The sequence below is a fragment of the Dermabacter sp. HMSC08H10 genome, from assembly GCF_001807585.1.
Taxonomy (GTDB): domain Bacteria; phylum Actinomycetota; class Actinomycetes; order Actinomycetales; family Dermabacteraceae; genus Dermabacter; species Dermabacter hominis.
Genome location: NZ_KV789429.1, coordinates 310,561 through 326,248 on the forward strand (window position 1 = coordinate 310,561; position 15,688 = coordinate 326,248).

The 15,688-nt window shown below is 64.3% G+C and carries 16 protein-coding genes; 7 read left to right on the forward strand and 9 right to left on the reverse strand.

Translation table 11 applies throughout. From position 1 onward, the window contains the following. Positions 1-26: 26 nt before the first annotated feature. The 4 genes from HMPREF3176_RS09565 to truA all read right to left on the reverse strand — a co-directional run bounded on the left by HMPREF3176_RS09565 (position 27) and on the right by truA (position 3,943). Positions 27-1,619, reverse strand: a complete 1,593-nt coding sequence (locus HMPREF3176_RS09565) for an aspartate:alanine exchanger family transporter (protein WP_016664073.1) — start codon at positions 1,617-1,619, stop codon at positions 27-29. A gap of 87 nt (positions 1,620-1,706) precedes the next feature. Next, on the reverse strand, positions 1,707-2,198 hold the full coding sequence (rpsI, locus tag HMPREF3176_RS09570) for a 30S ribosomal protein S9 (RefSeq protein ID WP_070460021.1): 492 nt from the start codon (positions 2,196-2,198) through the stop codon (positions 1,707-1,709). A gap of 44 nt (positions 2,199-2,242) precedes the next feature. Then, the gene (rplM, locus tag HMPREF3176_RS09575) at positions 2,243-2,686 is read right to left on the reverse strand and encodes a 50S ribosomal protein L13 (protein ID WP_016664071.1); all 444 of its coding nucleotides are present in this window, start codon (positions 2,684-2,686) and stop codon (positions 2,243-2,245) included. A gap of 351 nt (positions 2,687-3,037) precedes the next feature. Then, the gene (gene truA, locus HMPREF3176_RS09580) at positions 3,038-3,943 is read right to left on the reverse strand and encodes a tRNA pseudouridine(38-40) synthase TruA (protein WP_070460024.1); all 906 of its coding nucleotides are present in this window, start codon (positions 3,941-3,943) and stop codon (positions 3,038-3,040) included. Positions 3,944-3,978: 35 nt separating this feature from the next. Between truA and purD the strand changes: the two genes are divergently transcribed. The 5 genes from purD to pflA all read left to right on the forward strand — a co-directional run bounded on the left by purD (position 3,979) and on the right by pflA (position 9,844). After that, on the forward strand, positions 3,979-5,283 hold the full coding sequence (gene purD, locus HMPREF3176_RS09585) for a phosphoribosylamine--glycine ligase (protein WP_070460027.1): 1,305 nt from the start codon (positions 3,979-3,981) through the stop codon (positions 5,281-5,283). Then, the gene (locus HMPREF3176_RS09590; protein WP_070435447.1) at positions 5,280-6,194 is read left to right on the forward strand and encodes a phosphoribosylaminoimidazolesuccinocarboxamide synthase; all 915 of its coding nucleotides are present in this window, start codon (positions 5,280-5,282) and stop codon (positions 6,192-6,194) included. Before purD ends, HMPREF3176_RS09590 begins: the two co-directional genes overlap by 4 nt. Positions 6,195-6,353: 159 nt before the next feature. Continuing rightward, positions 6,354-8,471 (forward strand): pyruvate formate lyase family protein, encoded by a 2,118-nt coding sequence (locus tag HMPREF3176_RS09595; protein WP_016664067.1) that lies wholly within the window; start codon positions 6,354-6,356, stop codon positions 8,469-8,471. Between the two features lie 99 nt (positions 8,472-8,570). Then, positions 8,571-8,822 carry an autonomous glycyl radical cofactor GrcA2 gene (grcA2, locus tag HMPREF3176_RS09600; RefSeq protein ID WP_016664066.1) on the forward strand — a complete coding sequence of 84 codons (252 nt, stop codon included), beginning with the start codon at positions 8,571-8,573 and terminating at the stop codon, positions 8,820-8,822. Between the two features lie 155 nt (positions 8,823-8,977). Beyond that, positions 8,978-9,844, forward strand: coding sequence for a pyruvate formate-lyase-activating protein (pflA, locus tag HMPREF3176_RS09605; protein WP_016664065.1), 867 nt, complete (start codon positions 8,978-8,980; stop codon positions 9,842-9,844). Between the two features lie 21 nt (positions 9,845-9,865). Here the strand turns inward: pflA and HMPREF3176_RS09610 are convergent, their stop codons facing one another. Next, a complete protein-coding gene (locus HMPREF3176_RS09610; protein WP_083286363.1) occupies positions 9,866-10,615 on the reverse strand; it encodes an MBL fold metallo-hydrolase in 750 nt (249 codons plus the stop codon). Between the two features lie 117 nt (positions 10,616-10,732). Here HMPREF3176_RS09610 and purS point away from each other — a divergent pair, with 117 nt between their 5' ends. Then, positions 10,733-10,990, forward strand: coding sequence for a phosphoribosylformylglycinamidine synthase subunit PurS (gene purS, locus HMPREF3176_RS09615; protein WP_016664063.1), 258 nt, complete (start codon positions 10,733-10,735; stop codon positions 10,988-10,990). Next, on the forward strand, positions 10,990-11,718 hold the full coding sequence (purQ, locus tag HMPREF3176_RS09620; protein WP_016664062.1) for a phosphoribosylformylglycinamidine synthase subunit PurQ: 729 nt from the start codon (positions 10,990-10,992) through the stop codon (positions 11,716-11,718). Before purS ends, purQ begins: the two co-directional genes overlap by 1 nt. Positions 11,719-11,735: 17 nt before the next feature. On the opposite strand, the gene HMPREF3176_RS09625 is transcribed toward purQ, so the two are convergent. The 4 genes from HMPREF3176_RS09625 to HMPREF3176_RS09640 form a co-directional block, all read right to left on the reverse strand. After that, the gene (locus HMPREF3176_RS09625) at positions 11,736-12,911 is read right to left on the reverse strand and encodes a class I SAM-dependent methyltransferase (RefSeq protein WP_016664061.1); all 1,176 of its coding nucleotides are present in this window, start codon (positions 12,909-12,911) and stop codon (positions 11,736-11,738) included. A 106-nt stretch (positions 12,912-13,017) separates the two neighbouring features. Then, positions 13,018-14,274 (reverse strand): formamidase, encoded by a 1,257-nt coding sequence (gene fmdA, locus HMPREF3176_RS09630; protein ID WP_016664060.1) that lies wholly within the window; start codon positions 14,272-14,274, stop codon positions 13,018-13,020. Positions 14,275-14,310: 36 nt separating this feature from the next. Next, on the reverse strand, positions 14,311-14,598 hold the full coding sequence (locus tag HMPREF3176_RS09635; protein WP_016664059.1) for an FmdB family zinc ribbon protein: 288 nt from the start codon (positions 14,596-14,598) through the stop codon (positions 14,311-14,313). 130 nt (positions 14,599-14,728) lie between these two features. Further along, positions 14,729-15,664 (reverse strand): MaoC/PaaZ C-terminal domain-containing protein, encoded by a 936-nt coding sequence (locus HMPREF3176_RS09640; RefSeq protein ID WP_016664058.1) that lies wholly within the window; start codon positions 15,662-15,664, stop codon positions 14,729-14,731. Positions 15,665-15,688: the final 24 nt, after the last annotated feature.

Consider the following 15,688-nt stretch of genomic DNA (forward strand, 5'->3'; position numbering starts at 1 on the left):
AACTCTTCGAGTGTAACGGGGGCGCTTTAGGTGACCATGAATTGCACGAGTAGGAGCTGCACCACGATGCCGAGCGCGTAGACCGCGGCGTAGCCGGAGGCGGTGCGTTCATCGTCGTGGCCGAGGTTGAGTGCGTGCTCGAGAACGACCGACTGACCGACGAAGGCCGCGACGGCACCCGCCGAGCGCTCGAGGCTCACCCCGAGCAGCGCTCCCGCCACGGGAACGAGGGGAAGCATGAGCATGAGGGAGGCAGCCGCGACAAGAGCAACCTTGAGGCCGTCGAGGGTGAAGGCATTCTCCGCGAACGAGGGCCCAGAGATCACCCCTACCGCCGCCAGAAAGACCGACAGACCGAGTTGGCGAATGGTGAGATTCACGGGTCTTGGCAGAGTCCACAGGATGGGCCCCGTGTGCTCCCACCGGCCGAGGATGAGGCCCACGACAAGCGGTCCCGCGGCGCTGCCAAGCGCGAACGACGCGCCCCCGCCGATGGGGATGCTGACGAGCCCCAGGAGCAGCCCGAAGGAAATCCCGAGGCCGAGCGCGAGAAAGTCCACGCTGTTGATGCGCTTTTCGCTGTCGCCAAGGTATTCGGTGATGCGAACGATTTGTTCGCGTGGCGCAACGACGCGGACACGGTCGCCGAGTTCGAGGCGAGTCCACGGCGACGCGACCATGTCTTCATCCCCACGACGCAGGCGGGTCACGATAGCGCCATAGCGCGAGGCGATCCGGGTTTCGCGAAGGAGTCGCCCTTCGAGTCTTGGGTTGGAGACGAGGATGCGGCGGTAGTCCACGGCGCTGCGGTCATCGAGGAGCCGGTGTTCGGCGCGCTCGCCGATTGTCTCGAGTGCCTGATCGAGCGATTCTGGAAAGCCCACAAGCACAACCTCATCGCCTTCGTGCAAAACGGTGTCGGTCCGCACGATCGTCATCATGCCGCGCCTGAGCAGGTACGACGCCGATACCGTCCCCTCGCGCACACCCGGCACATCCATGAGGGCAATCGTTGAGGTCACGCGCACACTCATGTCTCGAATCTGGGAGCCGCGGGGGCGGCCGGGGTCCCTTCGAGACGCGAACTTCGAGCGCACCCACGTGCTCGACATCATGATCGACACGAGAATCATGGGAATGATGACGCCGAACGGGTATGCAATCGCGTAACCCACGGCGGGGATCGTCGAGCCGCCGGTCGCCCTGCTCGCGGCTGCGAGGGCCGGAGTCGAGGTGAGCGTGCCAGTGAATGTGCCCGCGGTCAGTTCTTTCCCGAGCCCAGCGGCGGAGCCGAGAATGCTGACGCCCACGGCATAGATGGCGAAGAGTCCGACGGCGGCTAGCATGAGCCGGTATTGCTTTCGCATGTCGCGGAAGAAACCATTACCGGCACTGAGCCCGATCATGTAAACGAAGAGGGCAAGCCCGAACGTTTGATACACGCCAAAGCTTTCGCCGAGGCGCGGATCGAGCGCGCCGACGATGAGGCCCACGAAGAGGGCACCCGCCGCACCAAACTGGACGGGGCCAAAGCGCATGCGACCGAGGAGCGTGCCGAGCGCCATGACGAGGAACAGCGCTAGCAGTGGCTGCTCGGTGAGAATTTCGAGGACGACCACGTTTACAACCTTAGGCCTTCACACCGTTAACGACCGAAGGCGCCACCGGTGAGGTGGCGCCTTCGATGCAGTGCAAAGTGCTGGCGATCAGCGCTTCGAGAACTGCGGAGCCTTACGGGCCTTCTTGAGGCCGGCCTTCTTACGCTCGATGACGCGGGCATCGCGCGTGAGGAAGCCCGCCTTCTTGAGCGCGGGGCGGTTCGCTTCGGTGTCGATCTCGTTGAGCGCACGCGACACGCCGAGGCGCAGCGCACCGGCCTGGCCCGAGGGGCCACCGCCGGAGATGCGGGCGATTACGTCGAAGCGGCCCTGGAGGTCGAGAAGCTTGAACGGATCGTTCACTTCCTGCTGGTGCACCTTGTTCGGGAAGTACTCCTCGAGGGGGCGCCCATTGACCTTCCACTCGCCGGTGCCGGGCACGAGGCGCACGCGGGCGACAGCCTGCTTGCGGCGGCCGGTGCCGTAGCCGGGAGCGGAGATCGACGAGCCCTTGCCGACGGGCGCGTCGTTCGTAGATTCGGTGGTGTAGTTCGAGGCGTCGCCTTCGAACTCCTCAACTTCGGGGGTGGTTTCTGCCACTTGATTTCCTCAGATCTCGTATCGGCGTAGCCGGGCGGGGCCCGTTACTGCGCCACCTGGTCGATGGTGAACGGGACCGGCTTCTGAGCCTGGTGCGGGTGCTCGGGACCCGCGTACACCTTGAGCTTCTTGAGCTGCTGGGTGGCAAGCTTGTTCTTCGGGAGCATGCCCTTGACAGCCTTCTCGATCGCGCGCTCGGGGTTCTTCTCGAGCAGCTCGGCGTACCGAGTCGCGCGCAGGCCGCCCGGGTAACCCGAGTGGCGGTATGCGAGCTTCTGCTCGAGCTTCTTGCCCGTGAGGGCAACCTTCTCAGCGTTGATGATGATGACGAAGTCGCCCGCATCCACGTGGGGTGCGAAGACCGGCTTGTGCTTGCCGCGCAGGAGCTGAGCGGCGTGGGAAGCGAGCCGGCCGAGGACGACATCAGTTGCGTCAATGACGTACCAGGAACGCTCGACGTCGTCGTGCTTCGGGGTGAACGTACGCACTCGTGCCTTCTTCTCTCGTTTAAGTGCCTCGCGACGCCCCTTGTGGGCGCGCAAGAACACGGTTCGAATGGACCGTGGACACGCTTCCTTTGGTTTAAAGCATGACCAAGAAATGTCGTGCTGAACCGGCAGCCCGGGTTTAGGGGCGGGCGTGGGGCTCAGATGCGTGTGAGGAGCTCTTTCGCGCCGAACGTGAGAAAGCGGCAGCGGCAAAGCGCGCATCTATGGCACAACAGCCCTCTACTCTAGTGCGGATCCGCAGCGAGGGCAACGGGCCGACGGCTGCTCGCCTCTTGTTTTCCCTCACATTTGGCGGGCGAGGCTTCGCCGGTATTGGGCAACCGTCGGACTTTAACGGCGTTCAAACGGCGCACCGCGCTTGCCGCGCGTTTGACGAGCCCGTGCCGCCCATTCGGCTTCTTCCGGGTAGTCGATCCGCTCGAGCGTAAGGCCGGAGGGGGCGAACATGGGGGCGCTGCCGGCTTCGTCGCGCCTGGGAATTGTGATGAGCGCAGCCATCCACTCGGCGTCGAGGCGGTGCTCGCCGACCGCGACGCTCGCGCCGACGATCGAACGGACCATGTGATGGCAGAACGCGTCGGCGGTGACGGTGGCGACAACGAGCCCCTCGTCTTTGCCTGTTTCGGGGCGCTCCCACGTGATCTCGTGGAGCGTGCGGATTGTCGTCGCATCTTCACGGGGTTTGCAGAAGGACAGGAAGTCGTGTTCGCCGACGAGTGCGCGCGCGGCAGTGTTCATCGCCTCTGCGTCGAGCGAGCGCTTGTGGAAGGCGACGTCGCGGCGCAGGGGGTCGCGCCGCGCATGCTTGTCACAAATGCGATAGCGGTAGGTGCGCGCAAGCGCGCTGAAGCGGGCATCAAAATCTTCACTGACGACGCTCGCGCGCCGAACGGCGATGTCGCGGGGCAAAACTGCGGCGAGGCGCTGAACGATTGAGTCCTCGCTCGAGCGGTCACTCCTGCCCGGCATTCGCTGCCACCGCTCGTGGGGAATGTCGACGTGCACGACCTGGCCGCTCGCGTGGACACCAGCGTCGGTGCGACCGGCGACCGTGACTCGAATGTCCTCACGCACGATTTTTGCGAGCCCCGCCTCGAGTTCCCCCTGGACAGTGCGTAGCGCCGGCTGAATTCCCCACCCCTTAAAGTCGGTACCGTCGTAAGCGAGGTCGAGGCGCACTCGCAGCCGCGGCGCTGGCTCGAGCGAGGAGTTGGGGGCTGTGGGCTCGGTGTTCACCCCAGAAGCCTAGCCCGAACCGCTAGGGTTAAGGCGTGAAAATTCTCGTAGTGGGCACCGGCGCGCGCGAGCACGCCCTCGTGCGACGCCTCAGCCAAGATTCCATCCCTCACGATCTCCACGCCGCCCCCGGCAACCCGGGTATGGAGGCCCACGCGGCTATCCACGACGTTTCTCTCGGTGATAGCGCGGCCCTCACCGCGCTTGCGCTCGAGCTCGGCATCGAACTCGTCGTCATTGGCCCCGAGGCGCCGCTCGTTGCGGGTCTTGCCGACGACATGCGCGAGGCGGGGCTCACCGTGTTCGGTCCGTCGAAGGCCGCGGCGGAGCTCGAAGGCTCGAAGGACTTCGCGAAGCGCATCATGAGCGAAGCGGGAGTGGCGACCGCACGCTCGATGACGGTGGCGGATCCGGCGTTGCTCGAAGCAGCACTCGACGACATCAACCCGGGAGGGAGCACCCCCTACGTCGTCAAGGCCGACGGCCTCGCCGCCGGCAAGGGCGTCGTCGTTACGTCCTCGCGCGAGGAGGCACTCGCACACGCCCGCGACTGCCTCGCAAGCGGAGCACACGGCTCGCGCGTCGTTCTCGAGGAGTATCTCGACGGACCCGAGCTTTCGGTGTTCTGCGTGTGCGACGGTGAGAGGGCCGTTCCGCTCGTTCCGGCCCAGGACTTCAAGCGCGCGTTTAAGGGAGATGAGGGCCCGAATACGGGCGGCATGGGTGCCTATTCACCGCTGCCGTGGCTCGACGAAAACGCCGCGATGAACGCGACCGTCGAGTCGATCGCCGAACCCGTCGTGCGCGCCATGCGTGAGCGCGGCACTCCGTTCACAGGTCTCCTTTTCTGCGGCCTCGCGGCAACCAGCACCGGGCTCAAGGTCATCGAGTTCAACGTTCGCTTCGGCGACCCTGAGACCCTCGTGGTCCTCGAGCGCCTCGGGAGCGACCTCGGTGAGCTCCTGCAGGCCGCCGCGACCGGGGATCTCGCGAGCGCACCTGACCTCGCGTGGCGCGACGAGAGCGCGGTCGCCGTCGTGCTCGCGAGCGAGGGTTACCCACTCGCTGCCCAGACCGGGCGGGAGATCACGGGTCTTAACGAGGTAGGAAAGGAAGGCTGCACGGTGATCCACGCTGGCACCGCGCGGGATTCCGACGGCACCTTGCGCTCGAGTGGCGGCCGTGTTCTCAGCGTCGTGGCGCGCGAGAACACGCTCGAGGGTGCGCGCGTTCGCGCACAGTCGGCCATCGCGCGGGTCTTGCTCGAAGGCTCCCACTACCGAACCGACATCGCCGAGCGGGCAGCTCTCGGCGCTATCGAAAGGGTGACCCAGCTGTGAACACGAATGTGAATGGCGCGCTGACCGAGGCCCCCGCTCTCGAGGGCTGGGACCACGTCTTGAGTGGAAAGGTGCGCGAGCTGTACGTTCCCCACGGGAGCACGCTTGCCGAGGCGCACGAGGTGCTCGTCGTCGCGACCGATCGAATCAGCGCATTCGATTACTCGCTCACCCCGGGAATCCCCGATAAAGGACGAATTCTGACGGCGATGTCGCTTTTGTGGTTCGACCATCTCAAGGGCGTCACGGACAATCATGTGAAGAGCGCCGTCGACGTTCCCGATGCGGTTCGGGGGCGCGCCCTGCGCTGCGAGGCTCTCGACATGGTTCCGCTCGAATGCGTCGTGCGCGGCTACCTGACCGGCTCGGGGCTCGCGGACTACCTGCGCGACGGCGCGGTGGGCGGTCACGTCCTTCCCGAGGGCCTCGTCGACGGCTCCCGCCTCCCGTCCCCGCTCTTTACCCCCTCGACGAAGGCCGAGCAGGGAGAGCATGACGAGAACATCACCGTTCACGAGGCTCGCGCGAGGCTTGGGAAGGACCTCGTCGACGAGCTCGAGGAGCGCACTGTCTCCGTCTATCGAGCAGCGGAGCATTTTGCGCGAGAGCGGGGCATCATTCTTGCTGATACGAAGCTCGAGTTCGGCCACTCGCGACACACCGATAACATCGTGCTGGGTGACGAAGTTCTCACTCCGGATTCCTCGCGATTTTGGGCCGCTGACCAGTACGAACCCGGGCGCGCGCAGGCCAGTTTCGACAAGCAGTTTGTGCGCGATTGGCTCACGAACGAGAGTGGCTGGAACAAGAACACCCAGGTCGCACCGCCTGTACTCCCCGCAAGCATCGTCGAGGCGACTCGCGAGAAATATATCGAGGCCTACGAGCGCCTTTCGGGCGAGAAATTCTAGCCCTCCCCACCTGCCTTCCAGACCTCGGCGATACCATGTGACCGCCGCCACGGAGCGGGCTCAAAGTCCCCTACACATATAGGCCTCACTCCTACGGTGGAACTACCAGCACACCTCACGAGCATGCGGCTTAGCCCCCGCCATGGAAGGAAGGCTCACATGACTGCTGTGGAAGAAAAGAACGCCGGAGCCCAGGGCGAACAGCTCGACCCGTGGCGCGGTTTTAAGACCGGCGACTGGAACGAGAACATCAACGTTCGCGAGTTCATCCAGCTCAACTACACCCCGTACGAGGGCGATGCCGAGTTCCTCGCGGGTGCGACCGACAAGACTCTTCGCGTGTGGGACACCCTCGAGAAGAAGTACCTCTCGGAGGAGCGCCGCCGCCGCGTCTACGACGTGGATACGAAGACCCCCGCCGACATCGACGCCTTCCCCGCTGGCTACATCAGCGAAGATGACGACGTCATCGTCGGCCTTCAGACCGACGTTCCCCTCAAGCGCGCGATGATGCCCTTCGGTGGCTGGCGCATGGTGGAGACCGCGATCAAGGAAGCCGGTAAGGAACCGGATCCGGAGATCAAGAAGATCTTCACCAGGTACCGCAAGACCCACAACGATGGCGTGTTCGACATCTACACCCCGCGCATCCGCGCAGCACGTAGCTCGCACATCATCACCGGTCTTCCCGATGCCTACGGTCGCGGCCGCATTATTGGCGACTACCGTCGCCTCGCGCTCTACGGCGCGGACTTCCTGATCGCCGAGAAGAAGGCCGCGAAAGACGCGGTTTCGGATCAGCCGTTCAGCGAGCACTGGGCACGCTTCCGCGAAGAGCATGCCGAGCAGATCAAGGCTCTCAACAAGCTCGTCATCCTCGGCGACTCCTACGGCCTTGACCTTCGTCGTCCCGCCGCTACCGCTCAGGAAGCCGTGCAGTGGGTCTACATGGCCTACCTCGCCTCGGTCAAGAGCCAGGACGGCGCCGCCATGTCGATCGGCCGTCTCTCGCCGTTCCTCGACGCGTACATCGAGCGCGACCTGCAGGAGGGCCGCATCACGGAGACAGACGCGCAGGAGATCATCGATGCCCTCGTGATCAAGCTCCGTATCGTGCGCTTCCTCCGCACGATCGACTATGACCAGATCTTCTCGGGCGACCCGTACTGGGCCACCTGGTCGGATGCCGGCCTCGGTGAGGACGGCCGTTCGCTCGTCACGAAGACCTCCTTCCGCCTCCTCCAGACCCTTCGTAATCTCGGTCCGGCGCCCGAGCCGAACATTACGATCTTCTGGGATCCGAAGCTCCCGCAGGGCTACAAGGACTTCTGCTCGGCCATCTCGATCGAGACGAGCTCCGTGCAGTACGAGTCCGATGAGCAGATCCGTAATCGCTGGGGCGACGACGCAGCAATTGCGTGCTGTGTGTCCCCGATGAAGGTCGGCAAGCAGATGCAGTTCTTCGGTGCGCGCGTGAACTCCGCGAAGGCGCTGCTTTACGCGATCAACGGCGGCCGCGACGAAATGAGCGGCAAGCAGGTCACCGAAGAAGGTCTGTTCGCCCCCATCGAGGGCGAGGGCCCGCTCGACTTCGACGAGGTCTGGCAGAAGTACGAAGAGATGCTTGACTGGGTGATCGGCACCTACGTTGAAGCGCTCAACATCATTCACTACTGCCACGACAAGTACGCCTACGAGGCGATCGAGATGGCGCTTCACGATTCGGATATCACGCGCACGATGGGCTGCGGCATCGCTGGCCTCTCGATCGTCGCGGACTCGCTCTCCGCGATCAAGTACGCCAAGGTGTACCCGATCCGCGACGAGTCCGGCCTCGTTGTCGACTACCGCACCGAGGGTGACTTCCCGATCTACGGTAACGACGACGATCGCGCCGACGACATCGCCGCGACCGTTGTGCACACGATCATGTCGAAGATCAAGGCAATCCCGATGTACCGTGACGCGATCCCGACCCAGTCGGTGCTCACGATTACGTCGAACGTCGTGTACGGCAAGGCGACCGGCTCGTTCCCCTCGGGCCACGAGAAGGGCACGCCCTTCGCCCCGGGCGCTAACCCGGAAAACGGCATGGATAGCCACGGCATGGTGGCCTCGATGCTTTCCGTTGGCAAGCTCGACTACAACGACGCGCTGGACGGCATCTCGCTGACCAACACGATCACCCCGCAGGGCCTCGGTCGCACGAAGGACGAGCAGGTCAAGAACCTGGTCGGCATTCTCGACTCCGGCTTCATCATGGACGACGAAGACTGATCGTCTGAACCCCTAAATGTGAATCGGTCGGGCGCGAGCCCCTCGGGCTCGGCCGGTTTTCACCCCCACATTTCCATCACTCTGATTGAGGAGAGAATAATGGCAGTCAAGACTTTCGACGAGCGCCTTGAGTCCATGAAGACCAACCGCGCAGCAAACAACATGGAGTCGGGCCTCTACCACGCGAACATCAACGTGCTCAACAAGGAGACCCTTGTCGACGCGATGGAGAACCCGGAGAAGTACCCGAACCTCACGGTTCGCGTGTCGGGCTACGCCGTGAACTTCGTGAAGCTCACGCGCGAGCAGCAGCTCGACGTTCTCAACCGCACCTTCCACCAGGGCGCCTGAGACATCCCCTTTACACGCATGATGCGCAATAATTGACGCATCGAAGCGTTCACCTGTTGGGCCTGGAAGCTCCGGTTTCCGGGCCCAACTCTTTAGGGCGCATGCCCCCGATCGGCGGCACGTGTGCCCACCACGATTTTCACGAGAGGCGTTTCATGACCGAGTCCGAGGCCAAGAGCATCAGCCAGGTTGACCTTCCGCTTCACAAGAGGCGCCAGGGCGCCGGCATTGAGGGGCTCGAGGAAACGCACCTGGAGCGCCCTGATCGACTCCAGGCGGTACGCGAAGGCGAACTCGCCTCGATTCACTCGTGGGAACTTGTGACGGCAGTCGACGGCCCCGGCACTCGCCTCACGATCTTCTTCAGTGGCTGCCCGCTTCGCTGCCTGTACTGCCACAACCCCGACACGTTCGAGGCGAAGAACGGTCAGGACGTGACCGCTGACGAGATCATTGGGAAGATCCGCCGCTATCGCCGCATTTTCAAGGCCTCGGGCGGCGGCATTACGCTCTCGGGCGGCGAGGTTCTCCAGCAGCCCGCCTTTGCCAAGCGAATCCTCGAGGCTGCCAAGGACATGGGTGTCCACACCGCGATCGATACGTCGGGTTTTCTCGGCCGCAATGCCTCAGACGACCTGCTTGAGTCGGTCGATCTCGTGCTTCTCGACGTTAAGAGCGGCGATCCCGACGTGTATAAGCGCACGACTGGCCGCGACCTGCAGCCGACGATCGATTTTGGCGATCGCTTGAACGCGAAGGGGATCGAGGTGTGGGCGCGTTTCGTGCTCGTTCCTGGACTCACCGACGACTATGACAACGTCGAGAAAGTCGCCGACATCGTTGAGCGGTGGCGCTCGAACGTGAGTCGTATCGAGGTGCTGCCCTTCCACCAGATGGGCACCGACAAATGGGATTCACTCGGCCTCGACTACAAGCTGCGCGATACCCGGCCGCCGGAGAAGGAACTCGTCGAGCGCGTGCGTGAGCAGTTCCGCGCGCGCGGAGGCTTCGAGGTTCATTAATTCCGCCGCGCCGCTGCGCCGCTAAAAACTGAGGGTACGACCCTGCCCGGGTTCGGTACCCACGGGCCAATCTCGCACTTCGCATTCCTTGGGAGCGAAGGCGCGCGACTGTTTCATATAGATCGCTCGCCCCTCGGCAGAGGCCACGCGATCGTGCACGGGGATCGCCACGGCAGGTTTCACAATTCTGAGGAAATCGATCGTTTCGTGCATTTTCGACCACGGCGCGACGAGGGGAAACGACAGAACGTCAGCCCCGACGATTTCGGGGTGCGGGGCGAGCGAGTCACCGGTGTGCACAAGTGTTTTCTCGCCGGCCGCTTCGACGATAAGCGCCACGTTTCCCACGGGCGGGATAGACGGGTGGATGGTCGCGTGGGCTCCCCCGGCTGCGGTGACGGTGACGGGGAAGGGCCCGACGCTCGCTCGCTGACCTGGCGCGAGAGGCGTGAAGCGCTCCCGAAAGCGTGAGGTCTCGGGGTTGTCGCTTAGAGCCTGCGCGGTTTGAGGCTCGAGAAGGATTGCTGCCTCGGGATTGTGCGCGAAAAGCTCCGCAAGGTATGGCGGGTGCGCGTGATCGGGGTGCTGGTGGCTGATCGCAATCGCGTCAAGATCGGTAAGGTGCGTGAGCGAAGGATCGCTCAAATTGCCGGGGTCGATGAGGAGCCGGGTGGTGTCGGACTCTCCCGCCCCTCCCTCCCCTGCGCGCGCTCCGGTGCCGCCGCGGTACGAAACGAGCAGAGCGGAATGGCCAAAGTGTGTAATGTCCATGCCGCCACAGTAGGGGCAAAAGATGAGGACAAGCCGCACTGGCCGGTAGAATCATCGTGTGCGCGACGCGCGCAGTTTTCGACGACACTTTCGTGCCTACTGTTTTCTGGAGATGACATGCCCCGCCTCATCGTCGACGTAATGCCGAAACCCGAGATTCTTGACCCACAGGGAAAGGCCGTTCTCGGCGCTCTTGGACGACTCGATTTCGAGAACATCACCTCGGTCCGTCAAGGCAAGCGTTTTGAGCTCGAGGTTGAGGGCGACGTGACCGACGACGTGCTCGAGCGCGTGCGCGAGGCGGCAACCGAGCTGCTCTCGAACCCCGTTATCGAAGATGTCGTGTCGGTGCGCGTCGAGGAGGAGCAGGCCTGATGCCCGCAATCGGTGTGGTGACCTTTCCCGGGACCCTCGACGATCGCGACGCACTTCGCGCCGTCACGATCGCCGGCGGTGAGCCGGTTGCGCTGTGGCACGCGGACGACGACCTGCGTGACGTCGATGCGGTGATCCTTCCGGGCGGCTTCAGCTACGGGGATTATCTGCGGGCGGGCGCTATTTCCCGTTTCGCGCCGATCATGGAACGCGTGGTCGATGCGGCCAAGGGCGGCATGCCCGTGCTCGGGATCTGCAACGGCTTCCAGATCCTCACCGAGACGCACCTGCTTCCCGGTTCGATGATCAAGAATGCGCACCGGACGTTCGTGTGCCGCGATCAGCCGCTTCGCGTTGAGAACACGCGAACGGCGTGGACAACCGCATACGCCGAGGGCCAGATCATCCGAATCCCTCTGAAGAATCAGGACGGCCTCTACGTCGCTGATGAGAAGACTCTCGACGAGCTCGAGGCCGATAATCGCGTGGTGTTCCGTTACGCCGAGGGCGCCGTCGGCGGCCCCGCTGGTTTCGAGGACAACCCGAACGGCTCCTATCGCGGGATTGCCGGAATCACGAACAAGTACGGCAACGTCGTGGGGCTTATGCCGCACCCGGAGCACGCCGTCGAGGCAGGCTTCGGCCCGGACATGCCGGGAGAAGGTACCCGCACGGGCGTGGATGGCCTCGGCTTTTTCACCTCGGTCATGAAGTCGATCCTCGCCTAAGGAGCTCCCCAGCGTCCTTACTTTTTCGCGCTGAGCACGGTGAACGTGCGGTCCCGGCTCACCTCTCGGGTGGCGGCAAATCGCCGCTTAAGGAGGGGCCGGTAGCGCAGGTGCGAGTTATGCACGAGGAGCAGTTCTCCGCCCGGCTCGAGAATGCGGTACGCCGCCTCGATGAGCGGCTCGACGAGCGTCGCATCGATACGCGTGCCGTCGTGGAACGGCGGGTTGAGGAGCACGAGGTCGGTCGAGGATTCGGGGTGCTGGGCAGCGGCAGAATCCCACGTGAGAGTGAGAGTGGCGCCGGGTTGTGCCCGGTAGGGCTCTAGCGTGGCGCGCGTCGAGCGAACCGCATCGAGGTCAATATCCGTCGCGGCGAGCGTGAGGGCACAGGCCGTTCGCGCAGCCGCCTCGCATACCGCGAGCGAGAGCATGCCGTTGCCGCAGCCAAGGTCGAGGACGCGCGTGGCGGGCGCCGCATGCTGTGGGCGGGCCGCGAGCCATGAGGCCGCTGCATTCGCGAGCGCCTCTCCCCCGCGGTCAGGCTTAGCGCCCGAGAACACGCCGCCGAAGGCGGTAAGCGTCCCGCCGCCCCACCGCTTCGTGCGCGGGGGCATTACCGTCACGGATTCGCGCGGCGTGGACGCCTCGAGGCACCTAAATTTCCCCTTTCCCAGAAGACCCCGGACTTCGGTGAAGCCGGTCGCGAGCGCATCGTTCATCGAGCGCGTCATGTGCTTCGTGGCGCCACCGAGCACCACGATCATGTCTGTGCCGCTTCGACGCGCGTGCCTCGCGAGCATCCGCGCGTTCTCTTCTAGCGCGGCGAGTGATTTTGGCAGGTGCCCGAGCACGAGTCTCCCCGAGAATCCGTGGGCGGCAAGGAAGGATTCGAGATCGAGCTCGCTTCCGTCGAGACCTGCGATGAGCACTCGATTTCGATCCGCCCGACCCGACGTCGCGGCGGCCTCGTGCGCCGCCGCTTGCACGGTCGATGCATGAGCGCGCGACACCGTGCGCACGAACACCCGCGAATGCGGCCCCACGTGCGCGAGTGCCCATTGAGTCAGTGCGCCGGAGCGGTCATCGAGAACGAGGATGTCTCCATCGCCGCTACCGGGCTGTGCGACGTGCGCGCTCGCATCGTGCATGATGAGGCGGTCGAGGGCGTCGGTACGTGCGTCGGGAAATGTCATGCTCACGAGCCTACGGCACGTGACGAGGGGGGCGCGCCAACCTCCACTGGGTTGGCGCGCCCCCTCAGGTGCAAGGAGCGTTCGCGGGTATGAACGCTTCTTTGCCTTACGCGTTCGCGGCGCGCGGCGCCCCGATGCCCGGATCGATCTTCGGCACGTCGCCTGCGCCGGGGCGCACGTCGATGTCGAAGATGGCGGTCGGGATGTACACGGTCGCGCACGAGTTCGGGATGTCAACGACGCCCGAGAAGCGGCCCTCGATCGGCGCGGCACCGAGCAGGAGGAAGATCTGCTCCGGCGTCCAGCCGAAGGTCGTGAGGTAGTCGATCGCGTGGAGGCAGGCGCGCTGGTAGGCAAGCTGCGAATCGAGGTAGCGCTGCTCGCCGTCGAGCGTCACGGACGTACCCGAGAAGGAAATCCACTCGCTGTAGCGCGGCTCGACATTGCCGGGCATGAAGATCGCGTTTTCCTTGACGTTGTACTTGTCCATGCCGCCAGGGATGACATCCACGTGCACGTCGATGAAGCCCGACATCTCGATGCCGCCACAGAAGGTGATCTCGCCATCGCCCTGCGAGAAGTGCAGGTCGCCTACCGAGAAGTGCGCGCCATCCACGTAGACGGGGTAGAACACGCGCGTGCCCTTCGAGAGGTTCTTGATGTCCTGGTTACCGCCGTTTTCGCGCGGCGGAGCGGTGCGTGCACCCTCGGCTGCGACGCGATCGAAATCGTCGCCGGTGAGCGTGCCAAGAACTGCATCCTTCGGTTCGGGCGGGAGCGCGAGCGGAGGCAGGCGGTTCGGGTCCGTGGCGATCAGCGCGGCCTCGCGGTCGTTCCACTTCTTAAGAAGCTCGTGCGAGGGCGCCGTGCCCATGAGGCCCGGATGGATGAGACCCGTAAACGACACGCCAGGCACGTGGCGCGAGGTCGCGGTCTGGCCGTTGAAGTCCCACACAGCCTTGTAGGCATCCGGGAACTGATCCACGAGGAAGCTGCCGCCATTGTTCTTCGCGAAGATGCCGGTGTAGCCCCAGCCCTGACCCGCGAGGGGGCCCTCATCTTCCTGCGGAATCGGGCCAACGTCGAGGATGTCCACGATCAACAGGTCGCCCGGCTTCGCACCCTTAATGTGGAACGGGCCCGAAAGTGCGTGGACCTTGCTCACGGGGGCTTCGAGGATGTCCTGGGCGCTGTCATCGTTCTTGATGTCGCCGTCGAACCACTCGCGGCAGTCGATGCGGAACGTGTCGCCGGGGTTTACCGTGACAGCCGCCGGAATGTCCGGGTGCCAACGGTTGTGGCCAACGATGTCCTGATCTTTGAACGACTTCGTGGAATCAAGCGGGAAAAGATTCTTAGGCATGGCTCTGTGTGCTCCTTTGCTTGCCTACTCGGGGCGTCAGGGACGCGGAAGTGCACGATGGCGCGGATCGTGCGATACAGGGGTTGGCTTGGCGCCTCGCGAAGAGGGAAGCGAAGAATGAACCTGGGGCTCATAGGCGCTGCGCTTCGCTGAATCAATCGCGTTTGTCAGTGCTGGATCGAGCGACCGCACAGCGGGAGCGCTCACGAGGCGCCTCGCGGTGGTGTCGCACTCGGGGCACTGGCGTTCTCGAGTCGTGCTGCTCATCGGCAGCAGTGCTTCGCTGAGGTGACCTTCACCGCACCGAAACTCGTACAGGGGCATGGCACTCCTTCGTCCGCACCTTCGGCGACGCAATTCCCGCGCCACCTTCGTCTTTGCTTAAATCACGCTAACGCCCACCGCATCGAGGTTCCTGAAATCTTCTTGAGTTTACTGAGGCCACGCGGGGCTCTCATGCGCCTCCAAGGACCGTTACGCGGCCAGAAAAGGCACGGTGCGCCGTGCGATCGGCAGGCGTCGGACCCCGCAGGCTGAACCCTGAGAACGCGACCGAACTGCCCTTCGTTCCTTCCTTCGGCTCCTCTCGCCCGTACCGCACCCACACCGTTGCGGGCAAAGGCGGAAGCGACGGGAACTCGAGTTCCCACAAAAGCGGAGAGTGCGCCCCTACTCCGGCTTCGCTGAGCGCACGCGATCCCAGGAACATGCCGTGGGCGAGCGGCGAAGGGGCACCAAGCGCACGTGCGCTCAGTGCGCTCACGTGAATCGGGTGGACATCGCCGCTCACTCGTGCGAACTCGCGCCCCACACCCGCGGAGAGCTTCCATCGCGACGGAGACGCCGCCGAGGCGAAAGGAGCCGCCTCGGTCTGGAGAGACTTTGCACGCATCGCAGAATTACCGGAGCCACGCAGCAGGTACGTCGAGACGTCGGTCGCGACGATGTCACCCCCGCTCGACAACACCGAGACCACTTCGCACGCGCTCCCCCGTGAAGAGCGTGCGAGGTCCCCAATACGTGTCTCAATGTCGATCCTCTCCCCTATGCACACTGGCCGGTGCAACAAGAGCGAATTCTTGACGTGCACAAGCCCGAGCGCGGGAAGCGGAAAACGCGGAGCCGCCATGAGCGCGAGCCCGAGCGGATGCGCGAGGGCATGCAAGAAACCGGGATGGGCGAGATGCGCATCAGCCCACGCGTCCCTTCCATGAGGCGCAACGACGCGCGAATAGCGCAGGGCGCGCCGCTCCTCAATGGCAACACCGCGCACGCTATAGCGGCGATCGGGAACGTCCTCGGCGCGCGCGACGGGCGCGCGGGTGAGAATCGCTGCCCACGCGGCGGCAGCGTTCGGCACACGCGCAAGAGTCTTCGTGGAAGGCGACATGTCTCTACTCTGTCATTCCGCGTT

Coding starts and splice junctions, on each gene's coding strand:
- purS (WP_016664063.1), top strand. CDS start 10,733: ATGCCCCGCCTCATCGTCGACGTAATGCCGAAACCCGAGATTCTTGAC.
- grcA2 (WP_016664066.1), top strand. CDS start 8,571: ATGGCAGTCAAGACTTTCGACGAGCGCCTTGAGTCCATGAAGACCAAC.
- HMPREF3176_RS09610 (WP_083286363.1), bottom strand. CDS start 10,615: ATGGACATTACACACTTTGGCCATTCCGCTCTGCTCGTTTCGTACCGC.
- fmdA (WP_016664060.1), bottom strand. CDS start 14,274: ATGCCTAAGAATCTTTTCCCGCTTGATTCCACGAAGTCGTTCAAAGAT.
- HMPREF3176_RS09640 (WP_016664058.1), bottom strand. CDS start 15,664: ATGTCGCCTTCCACGAAGACTCTTGCGCGTGTGCCGAACGCTGCCGCC.
- purQ (WP_016664062.1), top strand. CDS start 10,990: ATGCCCGCAATCGGTGTGGTGACCTTTCCCGGGACCCTCGACGATCGC.
- pflA (WP_016664065.1), top strand. CDS start 8,978: ATGACCGAGTCCGAGGCCAAGAGCATCAGCCAGGTTGACCTTCCGCTT.
- HMPREF3176_RS09625 (WP_016664061.1), bottom strand. CDS start 12,911: ATGACATTTCCCGACGCACGTACCGACGCCCTCGACCGCCTCATCATG.
- HMPREF3176_RS09635 (WP_016664059.1), bottom strand. CDS start 14,598: ATGCCCCTGTACGAGTTTCGGTGCGGTGAAGGTCACCTCAGCGAAGCA.
- HMPREF3176_RS09595 (WP_016664067.1), top strand. CDS start 6,354: ATGACTGCTGTGGAAGAAAAGAACGCCGGAGCCCAGGGCGAACAGCTC.